General features: G+C 47.8%; 20 protein-coding genes, 1 other RNA gene and 1 pseudogene. 13 read left to right on the forward strand and 9 right to left on the reverse strand.

Translation table 11 applies throughout. The features are described 5' to 3' along the window. Positions 1-8 precede the first annotated feature (8 nt). A complete protein-coding gene (locus tag AC3G2T_RS05640; protein WP_474679429.1) occupies positions 9-1,091 on the reverse strand; it encodes a DUF294 nucleotidyltransferase-like domain-containing protein in 1,083 nt (360 codons plus the stop codon). 36 nt (positions 1,092-1,127) lie between these two features. Then, positions 1,128-2,477 carry an ammonium transporter gene (locus AC3G2T_RS05645; RefSeq protein ID WP_474679839.1) on the reverse strand — a complete coding sequence of 450 codons (1,350 nt, stop codon included), beginning with the start codon at positions 2,475-2,477 and terminating at the stop codon, positions 1,128-1,130. A 347-nt stretch (positions 2,478-2,824) separates the two neighbouring features. Between AC3G2T_RS05645 and AC3G2T_RS05650 the strand changes: the two genes are divergently transcribed. Next, positions 2,825-3,265, forward strand: a complete 441-nt coding sequence (locus tag AC3G2T_RS05650) for a MerR family transcriptional regulator (RefSeq protein ID WP_474679840.1) — start codon at positions 2,825-2,827, stop codon at positions 3,263-3,265. Positions 3,266-3,285: 20 nt separating this feature from the next. After that, positions 3,286-3,974 (forward strand): annotated as a pseudogene (locus AC3G2T_RS05655) (zinc metallopeptidase). 909 nt (positions 3,975-4,883) lie between these two features. Here the strand turns inward: AC3G2T_RS05655 and gltC are convergent. Further along, complete coding sequence (gene gltC, locus AC3G2T_RS05660) at positions 4,884-5,777, reverse strand: glutamate biosynthesis transcriptional regulator GltC (RefSeq protein WP_474679431.1); 894 nt, start codon at positions 5,775-5,777, stop codon at positions 4,884-4,886. Between the two features lie 164 nt (positions 5,778-5,941). On the opposite strand from gltC, the gene tpx reads away from it, so the two are divergent. Next, positions 5,942-6,460 (forward strand): thiol peroxidase, encoded by a 519-nt coding sequence (tpx, locus tag AC3G2T_RS05665; RefSeq protein WP_488434827.1) that lies wholly within the window; start codon positions 5,942-5,944, stop codon positions 6,458-6,460. Positions 6,461-6,518: 58 nt separating this feature from the next. On the opposite strand, the gene AC3G2T_RS05670 is transcribed toward tpx, so the two are convergent. Together AC3G2T_RS05670 and AC3G2T_RS05675 are read right to left on the reverse strand one after the other, a co-directional pair. Further along, positions 6,519-6,908 (reverse strand): DUF1499 domain-containing protein, encoded by a 390-nt coding sequence (locus tag AC3G2T_RS05670; protein ID WP_474679433.1) that lies wholly within the window; start codon positions 6,906-6,908, stop codon positions 6,519-6,521. Positions 6,909-7,066: 158 nt separating this feature from the next. After that, entirely contained in the window at positions 7,067-8,413 is a 1,347-nt protein-coding gene (locus tag AC3G2T_RS05675) for an Nramp family divalent metal transporter (RefSeq protein WP_488434828.1), read from the reverse strand. A 352-nt stretch (positions 8,414-8,765) separates the two neighbouring features. On the opposite strand from AC3G2T_RS05675, the gene xylB reads away from it, so the two are divergent. The 5 genes from xylB to AC3G2T_RS05700 all read left to right on the forward strand — a co-directional run bounded on the left by xylB (position 8,766) and on the right by AC3G2T_RS05700 (position 12,550). Next, a complete protein-coding gene (gene xylB, locus AC3G2T_RS05680) occupies positions 8,766-10,295 on the forward strand; it encodes a xylulokinase (protein ID WP_488434829.1) in 1,530 nt (509 codons plus the stop codon). Positions 10,296-10,723: 428 nt separating this feature from the next. Then, positions 10,724-11,008, forward strand: coding sequence for a CPBP family intramembrane glutamic endopeptidase (locus AC3G2T_RS05685; RefSeq protein ID WP_474679841.1), 285 nt, complete (start codon positions 10,724-10,726; stop codon positions 11,006-11,008). A gap of 167 nt (positions 11,009-11,175) precedes the next feature. Next, the gene (locus AC3G2T_RS05690; RefSeq protein WP_474679436.1) at positions 11,176-11,868 is read left to right on the forward strand and encodes a hypothetical protein; all 693 of its coding nucleotides are present in this window, start codon (positions 11,176-11,178) and stop codon (positions 11,866-11,868) included. Next, positions 11,859-12,416: an accessory gene regulator B family protein gene (locus AC3G2T_RS05695; protein ID WP_488434830.1), complete on the forward strand. Its 558-nt coding sequence runs from the start codon at positions 11,859-11,861 to the stop codon at positions 12,414-12,416. The genes AC3G2T_RS05690 and AC3G2T_RS05695 overlap by 10 nt, the downstream gene beginning before the upstream one ends. Beyond that, positions 12,413-12,550, forward strand: a complete 138-nt coding sequence (locus tag AC3G2T_RS05700; protein WP_474679438.1) for a hypothetical protein — start codon at positions 12,413-12,415, stop codon at positions 12,548-12,550. The genes AC3G2T_RS05695 and AC3G2T_RS05700 overlap by 4 nt, the downstream gene beginning before the upstream one ends. Before the next feature lie 57 nt (positions 12,551-12,607). Here AC3G2T_RS05700 and fsa read toward each other — a convergent pair whose 3' ends face one another. The 4 genes from fsa to cshA form a co-directional block, all read right to left on the reverse strand. Beyond that, positions 12,608-13,264, reverse strand: a complete 657-nt coding sequence (gene fsa, locus AC3G2T_RS05705) for a fructose-6-phosphate aldolase (protein WP_488434831.1) — start codon at positions 13,262-13,264, stop codon at positions 12,608-12,610. 38 nt (positions 13,265-13,302) lie between these two features. Next, positions 13,303-13,484, reverse strand: a non-coding RNA gene (gene ssrS, locus AC3G2T_RS05710) — 6S RNA. Between the two features lie 53 nt (positions 13,485-13,537). Beyond that, positions 13,538-14,338: a YesL family protein gene (locus AC3G2T_RS05715; RefSeq protein WP_488434968.1), complete on the reverse strand. Its 801-nt coding sequence runs from the start codon at positions 14,336-14,338 to the stop codon at positions 13,538-13,540. Positions 14,339-14,567: 229 nt separating this feature from the next. After that, entirely contained in the window at positions 14,568-16,178 is a 1,611-nt protein-coding gene (gene cshA, locus AC3G2T_RS05720) for a degradosome RNA helicase CshA (RefSeq protein ID WP_474679440.1), read from the reverse strand. A 275-nt stretch (positions 16,179-16,453) separates the two neighbouring features. On the opposite strand from cshA, the gene AC3G2T_RS05725 reads away from it, so the two are divergent. The 5 genes from AC3G2T_RS05725 (at position 16,454) to AC3G2T_RS05745 (ending at position 19,385) form a co-directional block, all read left to right on the forward strand. Then, positions 16,454-16,990, forward strand: coding sequence for a DUF4178 domain-containing protein (locus AC3G2T_RS05725; protein WP_474679441.1), 537 nt, complete (start codon positions 16,454-16,456; stop codon positions 16,988-16,990). Between the two features lie 46 nt (positions 16,991-17,036). Further along, positions 17,037-17,759 carry a DUF4247 domain-containing protein gene (locus AC3G2T_RS05730; protein ID WP_488434832.1) on the forward strand — a complete coding sequence of 241 codons (723 nt, stop codon included), beginning with the start codon at positions 17,037-17,039 and terminating at the stop codon, positions 17,757-17,759. Between the two features lie 69 nt (positions 17,760-17,828). Further along, positions 17,829-18,680, forward strand: coding sequence for a YitT family protein (locus AC3G2T_RS05735; RefSeq protein WP_488434833.1), 852 nt, complete (start codon positions 17,829-17,831; stop codon positions 18,678-18,680). 142 nt (positions 18,681-18,822) lie between these two features. Then, on the forward strand, positions 18,823-19,017 hold the full coding sequence (locus AC3G2T_RS05740) for a hypothetical protein (RefSeq protein ID WP_474679444.1): 195 nt from the start codon (positions 18,823-18,825) through the stop codon (positions 19,015-19,017). 128 nt (positions 19,018-19,145) lie between these two features. Beyond that, positions 19,146-19,385 carry a Sec-independent protein translocase subunit TatA/TatB gene (locus tag AC3G2T_RS05745; RefSeq protein WP_474679445.1) on the forward strand — a complete coding sequence of 80 codons (240 nt, stop codon included), beginning with the start codon at positions 19,146-19,148 and terminating at the stop codon, positions 19,383-19,385. The last annotated feature ends 101 nt before the right edge of the window (positions 19,386-19,486 follow it).

A 19,486-nucleotide genomic window follows, 5' to 3' on the forward strand; every position in this document is an offset into this window, starting at 1 on the left:
CCGTATATCTAACCCTTTTCTCTCTCTATTTGCGTTTCAACCGACTTTTTCACATATTTTTGCAATTCCATTCCGACCCGCAAGCACTGCTTCAGCTCCTGCTTACGCTCTTTGGTAAGCTGCTCCGCGCCCAGCTTGCTCCTTGTCGTATACAATCCGTTGTCGATTTGGAACGGCGTCAAATCCCGAAGCTTCAAAGCAATCGCAAAAGCTTCGCGCCATCCCTTGGCCGCTTCCTCCGTTACGACGCCCGCTTCCGTCAGCCGATCTATCCTCTCCAGCGTAGATGAGGGATGAACAGCGAATTGTATCGCTAACAAACGAATCCCGTTCACAATCGGAATATAGGCCCCGTATTTAATATCGAACCCGCCTGCATCTTCGCCGTAGCGCTCCGTAATTAAATGACCGAACACGCCTAACGAAATTTTGTGATGCAGCGTATTGGACAGCAAAAACCGAAGTATGGGCGGATGCGCCCCCACATAATCCAAAAACTCCGCCTTAAGCTTGTTCACCAGCGCCTCCGAGCCGTAAATGCAGCGCATATCCGCAACAATGAGCAAATACCGGACATGCTCCCAGGTCGGCTCTCCGAACCACCCGTTCAGCATGTTCACGTACTGGGACAGTGGCTTCCGCCACTGCTTGTTGCTTGACACGACATTTCCTTGACAAGGCGGATAGCCTAGCACATGCAAGCCTTGAAGGATGCAATCCACCAGTTGAGAAAAATACAGCTCCAGCTCTTCCTCGGAATGTTCGGGACTATCCTCGTAAATAAACCCGTTGTCCTGGTCGCTCCACAGCGTTTGCTCGCTTCTGCCGCCGCTGCCGAACAGCATAAACGCATAAGGTACCGGAGGACGGCCCAACCCTTGATCTTCCAAAATTTGTTCAGCCAATTGAACGGTTCTGCAGATCAGGGCATCATGAACCCTGTTGATATCCATCCCCAACTGAGAGGAATAGGAGAAAAAGAGATGCTCCCGAAACATCTCATGTACCTGATCCCTGGTAATCCGCATCTCATCGAACTGTTCGGATTGATGAATGCGTTCCATGATCTGTTCCATTGAGAGATGTTTCATGTTGCATCCCCTTTGCCTAGTAAGTAATCGTTCTTTTTATACGGAAACACCGCTTTGGTTCGCTTTTTTCATTTGCTCCGGATAGCCGTAGGAACCGTGTTCCGACAAGTCCAGACCGATGATTTCTTCTTCTTCCGTTACGCGGAGGCCTACAGTGGCTTTCACGATACCCAGAATAATGAAGGAAAGTACGAGAACGAATATGAATGCGCCGAACACGCCGAGCGCTTGAACTCCCAATTGGTGGAATCCGCCGCCATAGAACAATCCGGGTCCGCCGACCGCAGCTTTAGCAGCCAGTTCCGGCGTAGCGAACAAGCCTGTGGACAGCGTTCCCCAAATACCTGCGATACCGTGTACGGAGAATGCGAAGATCGGATCGTCGATGCCTAATTTTTCAAACCATTGAGACGTGAAGAAAGTAATAATACCGGACAAGGCGCCAATTACGATAGCTGCCCAAGTATCAACGTAGGCACAAGCAGCCGTAATCGCTACAAGCGCTGCAAGAACACCGTTCAACATGCTTGGAATGTCGGCTTTTCCGAAGTACATCCAGGAGATAACCAAGGCTGCGACACCGCCTGCCGCGGCAGCCATATTCGTAGTCAGCGCTACATAGCCGAAAAAGCCGTCGCCCATTGCGCTTACAGTACTTCCTGCATTGAATCCAAACCAGCCGATCCAGAGAATAATAACGCCGAGTACGGACAAAACTTGGTTATGGCCTGGAATCAAATTGACCGTTTTATCTTTATTATATTTACCAATACGAGGTTTCAGCAAGATCGTGGCGACAAGAGCGGCAGTCGCGCCTTGAAGATGGACGACCGTCGAACCTGCAAAATCCTGCATGCCAAGTTGGGCCAACCAGCCGCCGCCCCATACCCAGTGAGCGACAATCGGATAAATGACGATCGTAAACAGGATACTAAAGATGAAGTAAACGGAAAGCTTCGCTCTTTCGGCAAAACCGCCCCAAGCGATCGCCAAAGATACGCCTGCAAAAGCTAATTGAAACAGGAACTTAATCGATACCGGAACATCGACAGCTGCCAGCGAGCCGAACGCCGCTTTCGCTTGATCTTCCAACCCGGAAACGAAAAATCCCGTTTCTCCGAAGAAGGCGTTGCCGTCGCCAAAGGCAAGACCGAACCCTACGGCCCAGAAGGCGATCGCGCAAATGCCGAAGGTCAAAATCGTTTTGCCGGCGACATGCCCCGCATTCTTCATTCGAGTCGAACCTGCTTCAAGAAGCGCAAAGCCCGCTTGCATGAAGATAACCAGAATAGCTGCCAGCATAACCCAAACTGCGTTCACCGCACTTTGCAGTTGAGGAGTAGTCGGATCTTCCGCAAATGCCAGAGTAGGGAACAACAATGCCATGATGCCAAAAGCTAACAAAAACTTCTTAACCACACGACCACTTCCTTTAATGTTAGATTAAATAACATATAATGAAATTCTTAATGTCATTATATACAGGAAGATACGGTTTGACAATAGGATTTTCTTTAAAAAAACAAAAAAAACGAAAAATAACCTCACATCTGACATTCATAATTCGTGTTTTACCATAATATATAAAAATCAATGTTAGGGAATGTATCGAACAAGCTGTGCAGTTTTGTATATTTGATGAACTGAAGCATTACGTTTGACTGTATGGTTTGCAATCAGGTATCATATTTCTATATGGTAATTTCGAAGAAAACGTGGAGCAGAGGTGATTGATAGTGGGAAATAAGCTCTATAAAATCGGAGAATTAGCAAGACTGGCCAATGTCAGTCCCCGGACCATCGATTACTACACCAAGCTGGGATTGATCGAACCTGAAACAAGATCGGATACGAATTATCGACTATACAGCGATGAAACTTTGAACTTGCTCAAACGTATTGAAAAGATGAAGAGCGAGAAGTACAGCCTTGAGGAAATCAAAGCGAGCTTGCAGCAATTGAATAAAGTGTCTCAGGACGATACGGTGAGAGATAAGCTTACATCGATGCAACTTCATTTGGAGCAAGTCGCCAAGGAAGCCAAAGAACTCGGACCGATCATTCAGCAGCTCAAACCGAATCAGCTGAAAAAACTTTATAAAATCTTAACGCAGCCAACTGCTGCCTGCATTGAAGCGCTTGTGATCCTGCTGGGCAAAAATCCATTCTCATAATTGAATATGGAGGAATGCGTATGTTTTTTCACCCGATGGATTTTCTCATTATAATTGCATTCGGACTTTCCTTGTGGGCTTCGTTTCGCGTAAGGGGGACGTTCAACAAGTGGTCGGAAGTTCCCGTATATTCCGGAATGACCGGCGCTCAAGCCGCCAGAAGGATGCTCGATGCCAACGGACTCTACGACGTGCCCGTAGAAGCGGTTCAGGGAACGCTCACCGACCATTACGACCCGATCGCCAGAGTAGTTCGGCTGTCGGAGCCCGTTTACTACGAAAGCTCGATCTCGGCCGTTTCCGTCGCCTGCCATGAAGTCGGCCATGCGATTCAGCACAAAGTCCACTACCCGATGCTCGTCATGAGACATCAGATGTTCCCTGTCGTCAACTTCGCTTCCGGAGTTGCGCCAATCCTGATCCTCGCCGGATTCTTCTTCCAGCAGATTCCTTGGCTTCTGGGAATCGGCATTTTGTTCTTCGCGGCAGCCGTAGCCTTCCAGTTGGTTACTTTGCCCGTCGAGTTCAATGCAAGCTCGCGAGCCCGCGAACTGATGGTTGCCGAAGGATTCATCTCCAACGAGGAAGAACGCGGCGTAGCCAAAGTACTGAACGCCGCGGCGCTCACCTACGTAGCCGCAGCCCTGATCTCCGTGCTGGAGCTGCTCAAGTACATATGATATTCAACAGCCGCAGCAATGACGATTAACAAAAAAGGACGAAGCAAAAGTTACAGCTGCTTCGTCCTTTTTTTGTGACTCCGCCGCTGGAGCTGAGCCCACCAGTTTGGCAGCACACGAAGAAATCCTGTAAGACTCCCCATGACGTCTAAGCACCACCCCGACAGTAGGCAAATAAACAGGTCTACTACGTTCCATTTTCGTATAAAGAGCGCCCGTAGCGAAACATTTTTGCACATGTGAGACTGCCCAGCCCCCCCACGTCAGAGCCGGTCGTACATTCCACCTGTTTGCACGAAAAAACCTGCAAAAGTACAGTTTTTGCTCGATGGATACGCTACCCACGACATATTCCTGCAAATGTGCAGGCTTTTCGCGGCGAACATGGGCTCAGATCCATTTTCATTGAAAATTCCTGCACAATCGCAGGCTTTTCGCCCGAATGAACCATTTTCACGAAAAAACCTGCACTTTCGCAGTTTTTTCCTTACCAAGCCGCCCTATCCCCCCACTTCAGCTCCCGCAACCCATGCAGCAGGAAAGGTGGGTCGGAGAACAGCGGCTGCGCCTCTTCCGATTCCTCTACCCCGTCACTTTAGTAATCTCATTCTTGCGGGTGTTCTACGCGTTAATAGAGATGTGCCTCTCCAGCGTTGCGTTTTCTCAACAGCCTGGACTACGCAGGTTTTTCCGCTAATACATAGACTCAGCCCCATTCCAATTGGGGAATGCTACACCTTTATACGAAAATAAACACAGCAGGCCTGATTATTTTCATTTATGCGGGGTGACGTCCACGGCGTCTTGAGAGTTTTCGCAGGTTTTCTGTCGCAGCACAGTCATATTTTGTCGCCAAAAAAAGACGCCTCCCCACAAATACGGTGGTTACGGAGACGCCTTTGGGGGCATGCTAGCGCTCTCAATAGGGTAGCGCTTTATTATTTCTTGATCTGAAAATACTCGTTCAGAAACCGGCTGAACACATCGGCGACAAGCGGCAGCTTTTCCCCGCTGCGCTTTATTAAACCGACCGTCCGGGTGACCTGCGGGTCCGTAACGCGGATTTTCGCCGGCTGGAGCGCTCCGCCTTCGACCAGCGCCATGGCCGGCAGCAAGCTGACGCCCATGCCTGCAGCGACAAGACCGCGAATCGTGTCCGTCTCTTCCCCTTCAAAATCGATTTTCGGCGTAAAACCGGCTTTCAGGCACGCTTCCATTACAATCGACCTTAGCGTGTACTCTTCCTTGAACATGACGAACGATTCGTCCTTCAACTGCTCCAGCCGAATCGAGTTATATTCCGACAAAATATGGTTGGCCGGCAAAATGGCGTAAAGCTCCTCCGTCAGCAAAATTTCACCTGTTACCAGCTCGTGCGTTTCCGGGAAAGGTGAAATAAAAGCAAGATCCAGCTCGCCCTTCGTCACATCGCGAATCAGGCTGTTATAAGTGCCCTGGCGCAGCCTGAACTTCACGTTCGGATGATCCTTTTTAAAAGCCGCGATGACCGACGGCAGCAAATTGATAACCAGGCTGTGCGGAAAGCCGATGCGGATTTCCCCCGCTTCAGGATCGAGAAATTCGTGAATTTCCCCGACAGCGCGCTCCAAATCGGTCAAAATGCCTTCAACTCTGCTCAGAAACAACTGACCTACGGAAGTCAGATGCAGATTGCGGCCTTTTTGTACGAACAAACTTACACCCAGTTCCTGCTCAAGCAAATGAATTTGCCGGCTGACGGCAGACTGCGCCACGTGCAACTCCTCAGCGGCCTGGGTAACGTGCTGTTTTCTGGCAACTTTCACAAAATATTGCAGTTGTCTTAGCTCCACGATTTTGCTTCCCCCAAATGTAATGGCAGCATTCACTGCACGTTCCGTTCGCATACTCGGCTTTAATTATAGCCTTATAAAACCGATTGGACAACCTAACTTCAAAAAGCTTATAATGAAATAGTTGATACTTGGCATGGAAAATAAAGGAGGAAACAGTAATCATGGCACAAGAACGTACAGGTGTGGCTACCTTTAAAAGCAATCCGATTACATTGATCGGACCGGAAGTCAAAGCAGGCGACAAAGCGCCTGACTTCATAGTCAACAAAGATCTGATGACACAAGTTTCCCTCGCGGATTATGCCGGCAAAGTGAAACTGATCAGCGTTGTTCCATCATTGGATACAGGCGTTTGCGACGCGCAAACCCGCCGTTTCAACGAAGAAGCAGCGAACCTTGGCGACAATGTTATCATTCTTACAGTCAGCGTTGACCTGCCATTTGCCCAATCCCGCTGGTGCGGAGCGGCAGGTGTAGATAAAGTAGTAACCCTGTCCGACTACAAATCCAAATCGTTCGGCGAAGCTTACGGCGTACTGATCAAGGAATTGCAGCTTGATATGCGTTCCATTTTCGTCATCGACGCTAACGACACGGTTCAATATGTAGAATACTTGAGCGAAATGACAGCTCACCCTAACTATGAAGCAGCTATCGACGCTGTGAAAAAACTTCTCTAATTTCAACATACGAAATAAATAAAAACAGCAAGGAGGCCAAGCTTCCCTGCTGTTTTTATTAACCGTCAATTTTATATGAAGCGAGCTTCCGGTCCAATTGTTTGTAAATATCAAGTATCGTACGATAGTTCGAACCGAGATCTCCCATAGAGCCGCGGGAGGCGGAATAAATATCAACAGCGGTTTTAACCGGGTTAATGGCAAACAGGGTCAGCGTAACATCCTGCGTCCTGCCGAGCATCGTTCTTCGTTCAGCGACGATCTCACCGACATTTTTCACTTCATGCAGCAGCTTGTATCCTGGCGTTTTCTTGAGCATTGCGGTAATTTCATCCCAAACCTGATCTTTGGGCAGCTTGTAATACCTTGTTTTGAGCAATGGATCTCTGGCTCTCTCTCCGGTCGTTTCGTGGCTGCGAACCAACCCAATTAAAGTTCTCTTTAGCAAAAGCCTGCTCCCCCTTCAATGAAGTGTATAGACCGCTTGCCATTTCTACACTAACCACTATCTTACCACTGATTAAGCCCAAGCAAAAGAGGAAAAATGAAAAGCAAATGAAAAAAGCAAGGATGCAAACACCCTTGCCCGATTTCTATAATATGCGATTATCCGAAAAAAGTTCTGTAAAGCAGATAAGCATTTAGCCCTGCTATCACAATGGCTACGAACCAACTGAGCACGCGCATCCACACCGGAATGACGAGTTCGCCCATTTTCTTGAGGTCGGAAGTAAATTTGACAAGCGGGATGACGGCAAACGACAGCTGCAAAGAAAGAATAACCTGGCTAAGAACGAGCAAATCGGTAGCGCCTTTTTCGCCGGAAATGGCGATCACAATAACGGCGGGTACGATCGCGATCATGCGCGTAATCAAGCGGCGCAGCCATGGGGTTAGCCGAATATTCAGGAAGCCTTCCATCACAATTTGTCCGGCTAGCGTACCGGTCAAGGTAGAGTTTTGCCCTGAAGCGAGCAGCGCGACTCCGAACAAAATGCTGGCGGCGCCTGTTCCAAGCATCGGGCCCAACAGCTTATAAGCGTCTTGAATTTCCGCTACTTCTTGGCCGGCCGAATGAAACGCCGCGGCGGACAAAATGAGTATAGCGGCATTCACGAACAAAGCGAGCATGAGAGCAACCGTCGAATCAATCGTTGCAAAACGAATGGCCGAGCGCTTTCCTTCCACAGTCCGTTCGTAGTCACGGGTTTGGACAATGGAGGAGTGCAGGTACAAATTATGCGGCATCACGGTTGCGCCAAGAATGCCGAGCGCGATGTACAGCATCGCAGGATTCGTCACGATCTCGGTTGTCGGGATAAAACCTGCGGCGACGGCTTGAAACTCGGGTTTTGAGAAAATCATTTCAAATACAAAGCAGATCGTGATGACAGCCATCAGACTGATGACCATCGCTTCAATATAACGGAAGCCCTTTTTCTGGAGCATAAGTACGATCAAAACATCAACGGCAGTAATAATTACGCCGTATACGAGCGGGATGCCGAACAATAAGTTCAGGGCGATCGCCGCGCCGATCACTTCGGCCAAATCGCAGGCTGCAATAGCCAATTCGCATAAAATCCAAAGAACGAATGAAACAGGTTTGCTATAATGATCCCGGCATGCTTGCGCCAAATCCCTGCCCGTTACAATGCCCAGACGGCTGGATAAAGCCTGCAGCAAAATCGCCATCAAGTTCGATATTAAAATGACCGAAAGCAGCGTGTAGCCGAACTGCGATCCGCCGGCCAAATCGGTTGCCCAGTTGCCGGGGTCCATGTATCCGACGGCCACAAGATAGCCCGGTCCTATGAAAGCAAGCAGCTTACGAAAGAAGCCGGCCTTTTTCGGCACTGCCAAGCTTTGGTGCACTTCAGGCAAACTCGGCATAGGTGAATGTCGTTTCCATCCGCTTGACTCCTGTTTTTCAGTTTTGTAAGCCACTTCCATGTTGAATCCCTTCTTTCTCTCGACCAATAATGTTGTCCCCGGGAAACTTTCTATGGTCATTATACTACACATTTTCAATTTATGCTACAGGCAAAAACTTATGTGAATGCGAAAAAAAGTTTCCCTATGGAAACATTATTGATCTCGACAAAGGCGATCTCAGCAATGAAGCTCAATACGATCATATGAAAGGAACTGTGTTGATGTGCGAGCGGCAATTTCCTTCTTTCAAAAAGAAGGATTTCTGATGAAAAGTGCGAATATACTATACCAGTTATCTTTGTATATTCACTAAACAAACAAAGGTCGTGCAATTGAACATGACTGCACGCTTTTCCAGGAGGTATTGGCTATGCCGTATTTTTTAGGGTTGGATTTGGGAACTTCCGCGGTTAAATGCATTCTTGTCGATGACTCCGGCCGGGTTATCGCGAGCCACAGCGTCGAATATCCGCTGCAGCAGCCTCATCCGGGATGGGCCGAGCAGCATCCGGAAGATTGGTGGAACGGCACGGTGCAGGGCATCCGTGCCTTGCTGGACAAGACCGGCATCCCCGGCAGCGAGGTGGCCGGAATCGGCTTCTCCGGCCAGATGCACGGGTCGGTGTTCCTTGACGAAGCGCAGCAGGTCATCCGGCCTGCGCTGCTGTGGTGCGACCAGCGCACGGCGGAGCAGTGCGCTTATATCGAAGAGGCGGTCGGCAAAGACGAGCTTGGCCGCCTCACCGGGAACCGGGCGCTGACCGGCTTTACAGCGCCCAAAGTCATTTGGCTCCGGCAGCATGAGCCGGAGCATTACGCGCGCGTGCGGCACCTGCTGCTGCCGAAGGACTACGTCCGGCTGCGCCTGACGGGCGAGTACGGCATGGACGTCGCCGACGCCAGCGGCACGCTGCTGCTGGACGTGGCCGGCCGCCGCTGGTCGCAGACCGTGGCCGAGCCGCTCGCCATTCCGCTGGAATGGCTGCCGCCGCTCTTTGAGTCCGGCGACGTAGCCGGCCGGCTGCTGCCGGAGGCAGCCAGCCTGACCGGGCTGGCCGCTGGCACGCCGATCGTCGCCGGCGGCGGCGATCAGGCCTGCGGCGCCGTCGGCGTCGGCGTCGTGCGCCAAGGCATCGCGTCCGTGGCGCTCGGCACTTCCGGTGTCGTCTTCGTACACGACGACACCTATCAAGCCGATGAAGCGTACCGGCTTCATTCGTTCTGCCACGGCGTGCCGGGCAAATGGCACCGCATGGGCGTTATGCTCGCCGCCGGGGGCTCGTTCCAGTGGTGGCGCAATCATTTTGCGCACGAGGAACTCGAACGGGCGCAGCAGGAAGGCAAGGACGTCTATGAAATTTTGACGTCCGAGGCAGCGACCGCTCCCCTTGGGAGCGAAGGGCTGATTTTCCTGCCCTACTTGTCCGGGGAGCGCACACCGCATCCCGATCCGAAAGCGCGCGGCGGCTTTATCGGTCTCAACATGCGGCACGGCAAAGCCCACCTGACCCGCGCCCTTCTCGAAGGCATTACCTTCGGGCTGTTGGATTCCATGCAGCTTATTAAGGAGTCCGGTATTGAAGTGACCGAGCTTCGCGTGAACGGCGGAGGCGCAAGAAGCCCTTTCTGGCGCCAAATGATCGCCGACATCTTCGGCATCCCCGTCGTCACCGTTAATTCGACCGACGGACCGGCTTACGGCGCCGCCATCATGGCCGCATCCGGCGTGCTCAACGAAGACATCACATCCCTTTGCGACAAATGGATCCAAATCGTCGACCGCGTCGAACCAAACGCCGAAAACCACCGGCAATACGAAACTTACTACCAAATATACCGCAGCTTATACGGAACTTTGAAAAGCACTTTCCATCAATTAAGTGACTTGGTTCAGCAATAAGAATATCACAGCCCTTGCCTAATTTGAGCAAGGGCTTTTTTTACTAAATCTTCTTTTACAATTGTCTTGTTTCATGTACTATTAATAGATACACTCGTAAAATTAAGGAGAACTAGATGGTACAGGACGGAAAAAGAAATTACCTTATTATTTTAATTGTTTACATATGCGCAACCGTACCTACCTACTTCACTTTAAACAAGTTTATGGTCGTATATGTTCCGTTGTTGACGCTTACATTAACTATGTACCTTTTGCGTAATGAATATGTAAATCTGAGCATTAAAGAAGTTTTTTCGAAAAATTCCTTAGGCAAGTGGATACAAATAGGCATTTTAATCCCACTGACATTAGAAATTGCATTTAATTTGTTTATAACAAGCACACAAATATCTGTCCCCCATCAACTTATGCTTCAATACCCGATAATGTCTGTACATATGCTGCTAAATGCGCCAATTGTCGAGGAAGTTGTTTTTCGAAAAATTATATTTGGCCAACTCTCCAAAAGAACGAATTTCTACATTGGTTCTTCTGTCAGTTCATTACTTTTTGGCATGCTTCATAATGATTGGCAAGGTTTTATGCTTTATTTCATGATCGGCGTCATTTTCTGCCATATATACAAAAAAACAAATTCTATCATACCTTCACTGTTAGGCCATTTCGTACTGAATTTAATTTTCATATTGAACATATCTTCGCGTATGTAAACAATATGGTATTAAAATTAGTCGATTTTTGTCGTAATTTGTAGTATATTAGTACTATATTACTAATTCGTATATTAAGGCACACGTTTAGCAAAGAAAAATAGTTATTTGAAGCATCGAAACTTAATAAAACAAAATCAAATATTGAAATGACGGTGGGTGCCATTATGAATTTTGCGATAAATATCTTGTTTTCCTTTATCGAATTTTTGGCGGGTCTATCGTTCGCAGATGTTTTATTTAGATTGCCGATTGAAAAGAATAAAAGATTGAAGCATGTCATTATTTCACTTTTTCTTGCTGTAGAATCTGCTTATTTCTCTACATATTGGCACAATGCACTAATCACATTCATGTTCACGCTATTTTTATGGGTCATATCATTGGTTGTATTTTTTCAAATATCAATATGGTTCAGCATGCTGATCGGTATTATTTCAGGTCTTTTGGGCGTTGGCCTAGAGCTAGTCGGATTTATGATCGGTAATTTGATTACAACCGTAAATTTACATGAAATAACCGAGCTCACCAGAAATGTAGTTCTTTTCTCTGCCGCAGCTGCGCTTTACTCAGCTTCATTTTTTCTTAGCCGTAAAAAGTTCGGATTTCTGATTCCGAACATATACAGCAATCCGCCTCTGAACAAATTATTTTTTATTGTTTCTTCTTGTATGCTAGCGTCACTAATGGTAGCTGTGTTTACTACATATTTGTATACTATAGATATAGGAATCTTCCATTTTATCATTGCAATTTGCCTGTTGATATGTATATTTTTTATTGTCTTCTATTCTTACAAATTCAATAAAAAATTGTTAAAAGACAAATACAACAGAAACGGAAATACTACATGGATATAGTGAACAAATGGATTTATCAAATTGCCGATTATTCTGTAAAAAACAATCCTCAGTCGCCTTCCAGAGAAGTAATTGTTTTTGTTTTTCAGGTGCTGGCTAACATTATTGTCAGCTTTATGGTGACTTTAATTGTTTGTAGTTTTACGGGTCATTTCAAGCAAGCACTTATTGTTATTGCTTCTACAATAATCATCAAGATGTTTATTGGAAGCTTGCACTTTAAATCTGTTGTTTTATGCATGATTTATTCGTCTGTTGTCATGATATCCTTATCACATATAGAAATTTCCAGTTTCACTTTGAAATGTGCACTATCTTTGATCGCTCTAATTTCAGTATATCTATATGCTCCCAAAAATGTTGTCGTATTTTTCAAATTTTCTCAAGAAAAAATTAAACATTTAAAGTGGATTGCAATAGTTCTCATTTTATTAAGCATATTTTTTCCAACTCCTCTTGTTAATGCTACTTTTATTTATCATGCTATTTCTATCACTCCTTTATTTGATAAGTTATTTAAACTCGTGGAAAGGAGGACAAATATATGAAAAAACTCGCGTTAGGCGCAATCTCTCTCGTAGTCGCAGCTGTAGCTATGATCGTACCTTTGGCTGGCCCTTTGAGTTGGACAGCAAACTCCCCAGAAATTCCACAAGAACTAAAAGACAAATGGACCAAATGAAAAGAAAAAGGACTATCTCCGGAAACAAGCTGGAGATGGTCCTTTTTACGTTCTCGTTTAAAATTCTTTCTGGTTCGCTTTTGCCCAGTCTGCCGTGAACTTCTCGATTCCTGCATCTGTCAGCGGATGCTTCATCATGCTCTCGATGATTTTGTAAGGCACTGTCGCGATGTCCGCTGCGAGCAGTGCTGCTTCAATGACGTGTGCGGAGTGGCGGACGCTTGCAGAAATGATTTGGGATTCGATTTTATGTACCTGGAAAATTTGGCTGATTTCTTGAATCAGATTCATTCCGATCTGGTTGATATCATCAAGCCGGCCGATAAACGGCGAAACGTAGGTGGCGCCTGCACGTGCAGCCAGCAATGCTTGCGTAGAGGAGAAAATGAGTGTCACGTTTGTCTTGATTCCCAGGCTTGTGAAGATCTTGGTTGCTTTCAGGCCTTCCGCTGTCATCGGAACTTTAATGACGATGCCTTCGCCTAATGCAGCAAGCTTTTTCCCCTGCTCGACCATCTCAGGCGCTTCAAGCGATACGACTTCCGCGCTGATCGGGATATTGCCTACAATTCCGATGATTTCTTTGAGCGTTTCAAAGAAATCTCTTCCTTCTTTTGCTACGAGCGATGGGTTTGTCGTAATCCCTGAAATGACGCCAAGTTCAAAGGCTTGTCTGATTTCACTTACGTTTGCTGTGTCGATAAACAATTTCACTGTTCTCCACCACCATTTTTCATAATATATAGGCACAAAAAAAACCCGCATATGCCGTCCGGTTTTGGCGTTTCAAACCCGCTCTCGCAGGTGGGTGACCGCAGAATCGTTTTTGAAGTCCCTTTTCGAGGGCATGACAGCCGCGCTTCTATATAGGTCTCCCTAGAAACAGTCATTGGTTCAAAACAACTTAAAACCGAGACGTACATCGCAGGATTCTTTTGTAGTTCTTATTATAGTCCCGTACCCGCGGTTTTTCAACTGGTAGGTTTACTATTTAGTCTTCTCATTTTTGTCAGGATTATGCATTTCTTCCGCTGCCGTATTTGAAAGGGCTTCCGGTCCCTCTTCATTCTCAATCTGCTCCTGATTTTGCTGCTCTTTTTCCTCCAGCTCCTGCTGCTTCATTTGCAGCTTCGTAAAGCTGCGGTTAAACTGCCAAAAAGAGAAGGTCGCCATAACGCTGCCCATAAAAAATACGACAAGGAAAAAGTTCATCTTCGTTAAGCAAATATACAAGATAGCTCCGTTGCACAGGATCAGCACAATGGAATTGATCGGGCTGCCGATCGAAATCAGAATGGAGTTCTTCACGATTTGCAGCACTTTCATGTGAAGATGCACCATAATTGAAAAGAAATTGAAAATCGCGATGGCGATCACTACCGAGAAGGCAATGAACAGAACGGACAGCAGCCGAAGCGAACTGCCTTGTGTGATGTAAAAGCGGTAGTTCACGATAATGATCGCGATAACGATAATAAAAATAATTCCGCCAACCATGCTTTGCACATAGTTTTCTTTATAGCCGCGGAAAAATGTTTTTAGTAGAGGTACATCCTCTTCCCCGGTAACCCATTTCCGGGCCACAGTGAACATTGCAGCCGTAGCAGGAAATAAAGTAAACGGTGCCAAAATAGCTATTATGGGAAGAGTGGAAAACAATGCATCCGGAGATTGACTGATCAACCCCATAAATCCAAAAAAGAAAACCGGCACAGAGCACAAAATCCAGAGTATGTTGATCACCGATAGCCGCATGATCCATTCTGTTATTCTGTACAAACCACCCATAACTCCTCTAAACTCCAAAACTGCGCCCTCCTTAGCGGTTGTAATGATACCATTATAGCCTATTTTCGTGTGCATAGGTAGCCGTTTAGTCCCACTAGGCTTTATGACATATTATAGTATTGTCAAAGATATTTGCTCTAATCACCAGGCAAACTCAATTTTCCTTCAATTATGTAAAAGGCGAGGATCTATGAATGATCTTCGCCTTCCTTTGTTATCGTATTAAAAATTAGTTGTTAACGAGAGTTTCCTCGTTTTTGCGCGGAGTTTTGGAACGATCGCGGTTTCCGCTGTTGTTGTAGTCGCGTCCGCGGCCCGAAGAACTGCGTCCTTCACCGTTGTCGCGATAATCGCGTCCGCCGTCTCTGGAGCCGTAATCCCGGCCGCCGTCTTTACGCGGATAACGCGAGTTGGAACCGTAGCCGCCGCCTTGACGGTCGTTTCTGCGGTCGCCGGAACCATATCCGCCGCCGCCAACGCGTCTGCCCGAGCTGCGCACGTCGAATTTTTTCTTTCTTGCGCGAATCGGTTCTTCCGGCGTAAGCTCGATATCCACTTCTTTCTTCTCGCCTGTCAGAAGCTTCATGGCTGCGGCAAGCAGATTGACGGAGTCGTATTGCTCCAGCATTTGAATTGCCAAACCTTTGAATTCGGAATGACCTTCATTTTGCATAATGTCAAGAATGCGCTCGGCCGTCATTTTTTGCTTGCCTTCGATTGCGTCAGCCAAGCTTGGAAGCGGCTTTTTGCTAATTTTATGACGAGTTACTTTCTCGATAAAATGAAGATGGTCGATTTCTCTAGGTGTTACGAAAGTCCATGCAGTACCTTCTTTACCTGCCCGTCCGGTACGGCCGATACGGTGAACGTAGCTTTCCGGATCTTGCGGAAGGTCAAAGTTAACGACATGCGTAACTCCGGATACGTCCAGGCCCCGTGCTGCCACGTCCGTAGCAACGAGGACATCGATGCTGCCGTCGCGGAATTTTCTCATGACGTTGTCGCGTTGGTTTTGGGACAAGTCGCCGTGCAAACCTTCTGCCGCGTAGCCTCTTTTTTGCAGCGCTTCGGCGAGTTCGTCGACTCTGCGTTTGGTTCTTCCGAAAATAATCGCCAGCTCCGGCGCTTCCATATCGAGCAAACGGCTAAGCGCTTCGAATTTTTGCTTTTCGTGCAATTCGATGTAGGCTTGATCGATAAGCGGCGCGCTGACTTGTTTTGGAATCACGGATACATGCTCAGGGTTGTTCAGGAACTGCTGCGCAAGCTTCTGAATGTTAGCAGGCATCGTTGCGGAGAACAGCATGGTATGACGCTCATCCGGCACCAGGCTCAAAATGGATTGGATATCTTCCATAAAGCCCATGTCGAGCATTTCATCCGCTTCGTCCAGAATGACCGTTCTCACGTCGTCAAGCTTGATCGTTTTGCGGTTGATATGATCGAGCAGGCGTCCAGGCGTTCCGATAATAATTTGCGGTTTTTTCTTCAGCGCCCGGATTTGCTTGACGATATCCTGTCCGCCGTAAATCGGCAAAGATCGGATTCCTTTGAATCTTCCCAGCTTTTCGATCTCTTCGGCAACCTGGATCGCAAGCTCCCTTGTAGGGCACATGATCAATGCGGAAATGCGCTCTTCCGTGATGTTGATTTTGTTGACAAGCGGAATGCCGAAAGCGGCCGTTTTGCCCGTTCCGGTCTGTGCTTGACCGATTAAATCGCGGCCTTCCATTGCGAGTGGAATCGTTTTTTCCTGAATCGGGGTGGACTCTTCAAAGCCCATTTCGGTAATTGCGCGCAAAATTTTTGGCTCTAATCCAAATTCTTGAAATGTTTTCAATACATTCAATCTCCTTTTGTACAGGGCAGGCGAATGCCTTGTTTCTTTTTTACCCTTAAGTACGACTTCCTATCCGTGTCTATAGTTTTAAGTGGAATACACTTTCGATTCACATCATCCATGATCCAACCGGCCGCCCTTAAGAATATCTCGAATATTATATCACAGATTGCAAGAATATTTCCAGAGGATCTTTGCTGATGTTAACGAAACCTAACGCATACCCTAAACGTATAACATATAAGAACCTATACGATTAAGAGGAGCGTTTTCTTATGTCCATATTTAAACGAGTGAGCAACATTTTACGAAGCCAAAAACAAGAACCGGCGCCTGCCGCGTCAGCGAATCCCCTCGAAGACGCGCGCGTCGGCGATATTGTTAATGTAGATCTCGAAGAGTACGTAATTTCTGGAAAAGTTGTTTACTTTGACCGTGGATTTGCGCCTCACCGCTACGCATACTATTTGCAAAGCGGCAAAAACATTCAATGCCTGATCGTGGAAAAAGGCCGCACTTACGATTGCTTTATTTGCAGCTTTATCGAGGGCGCGCTCGACGATCCGAACGATGTGCCTTCCCGTCTGGAACTTGACGGAGATGCCGTCTTTGAGCTTGAACATTACCGCGGCGATGTGTCCCGGACGGAAGGAAGCACCGATTTCCGGAGCGGCGACGACGTCATGTTCTGGCGCTATTTCGGACCTGACAACCGCTTTTTCTTCCTGCAGTGGCAGGACGGCAAATTCGTCGCCATGGAAGGCGAACGCACTCCGGGCAATCAGATCAAGTTCTTAAAATCGACGCCTTGATATTGCCGAGGCGCGGTTTAACTATTCGGAAGGGAGGGATACCGGTATGAAAAAGTGGACGGCATGGGTCGCATTTGTGCTTATCATATCTCTTCTGACTGCCTGTGGAGACGCAGGAAAATACGTGAAAGACCAATATCCTCTTGTAAGTGCGGACGGTAAGGGAAGCAATCTGCAGAAGGTTTACTCGGTGGAAGGCAAGAACGTTCCCGCAGTCGCAGCCGAACTGGCCGCTCAAGAGACCCCGAAAGAAAAGAGCAAGGAATCCGAAGATCAGATGTTCCTGCTCTATAACGATAAAGTGATTAACGTGCAAAAAGACCCGAAGGACAGCAACAACACGCTGGTTGAAGTCGACTCGGTTCAATACGCCAAGGAGCATTATGACTCCTCGTTTCTTCAGGGCTTTTTGACGGCGGCGCTGCTGCAGTCGGTAATGGGCGGCGGCTGGTTTAACAGCCACCGCGATTACGATTACCGCGGGTATACCCGGACCCCGACGTACAGCTCGGGAGGCGGCACGACGGCGAATCCGCCGACAACGGATAATTCGAAAGCGAAGCAGCCGACGACGTCAGACCGGACCGGGAGCTTCAAAACGGGTACGGGTTCTTCGGGAAGCACGTCCGGAGTGAACCCGGGCGGGGAGAACAGCGGCAGCAGCTCTACGTCGCGCAAGAACGACGGCTCGACTCAAAACAAGGTAACGAAGCCTTCCGGCAGCAAGCCGAGCACAAGCACGCGTTCAGGCTCTTTCAAAAGGCGTTGATTCATGTACCAAAGCTGCGTCTCTATTCTGAGACGCGGCTTTTTTTGCGCAATGAATGATACTTGCTTGATGCCGCATACTATCGTAGAGGTGGTTGTTTTGAAAAAAGCGTTCGACGCTATCGTCATCCTGCTCAGCGCGCTGCTGATCGCCGCGGGCTTTAACCTGTTTCTCATCCCTCACCAACTGCTGAGCGGCGGCGTATCCGGGGTAGCGATGCTGGTCGGATATGTGACGCACTGGAATATCGGGATGTTATACCTGCTGTTTAATATGCCACTTATCATTTGGGGGCTGCTCGCGATCGGCAAAAGATTCATTGCAATCAGCGTCATCTCCGTCATTATGACGACCTTAATGATGCAGGCCGTGCCGACGAGCTCAATGGTGCAAGCGCCGATTCTCGGCGCTGTGTTCGGAGGCGTGCTGATCGGAATCGGCAGCGGCATCACGATGAGAACCGGCGGATCCACCGGCGGCTTCGATATTATCGGCTCTATTTTGACCCGCAGATTTGATTTTCCGCTCGGTGCGGTCATCTCCTGCCTGAACGGTCTTGTCATCGTTGTGCTCGGTTATTTGAAGCAGGACTGGGATCTTGCGCTGTATTCGATGCTCGCCATTTATATCAGCGGCAAAGTCGTCGATACCATACATATCCGGTACGTTAAAGTAACTGCCTTTATCGTCACGATGCGAAAGGAAGAGCTTCTCAAACGGCTGCTGCTGCTGGCGCGGGGCGTTACACTGATTAAAACCGAAGGCGCTTATACCCATAAGCAGCACGACATGCTGATGACGGTCACGACGCGCTACGAGCTGGTTGAACTGAAACGGATCGTCAAGGAAACCGATCCGAAAGCTTTTGTCAACATCGTTGAAACGGTCGGCGTTCTTGGAGAATTCCGCAAACCCGGGTAGTTTTTTGAAACCATTGTGAAAGCAGCCTCTATCTACAAACGCAATTTTCGTGCTATAATATGAATTGTAATTTCATATAGTTCTGGTTTGATCACAACGATTCAGGCGTAAGTCATTTTCTAATCTTCTGATTGGAAGGGTGATGCTTGTGGAGACTGTCAAGTTGTCCAGGATTGTGATGAAATTAACGCCCGAGTTGTACCCCTTTCTCACCAGCAATGAGCTGGAATCCGAGATCGTACTGCGGTACGGATTAGAGGCGCTCGACGCGGAAGATGTGATGGAAATTATTCAATTCAGCATTACGGAACACCACAAAGACGCCTTTTACCACTAAGGGGCGTCTTTTTTTGCGCAATGTGCTGCGGATGTTCGAAGAAAATTTGATTTTTGCAATAAATAAAGTGTATAGTTTCCGGCAAGATCGTGGTATGATAGGATCAGACGAAATTTGGAGGTGTTATCATGGGTGCTTTTTCTCCATGGCACGTCATATTGATTGCAATTGTAGCACTGCTTCTGTTCGGGCCTAACAAGCTGCCTGAGCTCGGTCGCGGTTTCGGTAAAATGTTTCGGGAGTTCAAAGACGCAACGAGCGGAAATAACGGCAACTCTTCAGAAGAGCAGCCGCCTCGCAAAGAGATCAACCCCGCTGAAGTATCGCATTCGCAATCGCAACCCGAATCGGGACAAGTTCAAAAGTAAAGACAAACACCCGGCTTTTCTGCTATCCGGGTGTTTTTGTTTTTTTAGCGCATGTTTCTCCAAAGCTCTACAAATTTCCTCTGTGCGGAAAATCTTGCTTG

It is taken from the genome of Paenibacillus sp. sgz302191, from assembly GCF_057749925.1.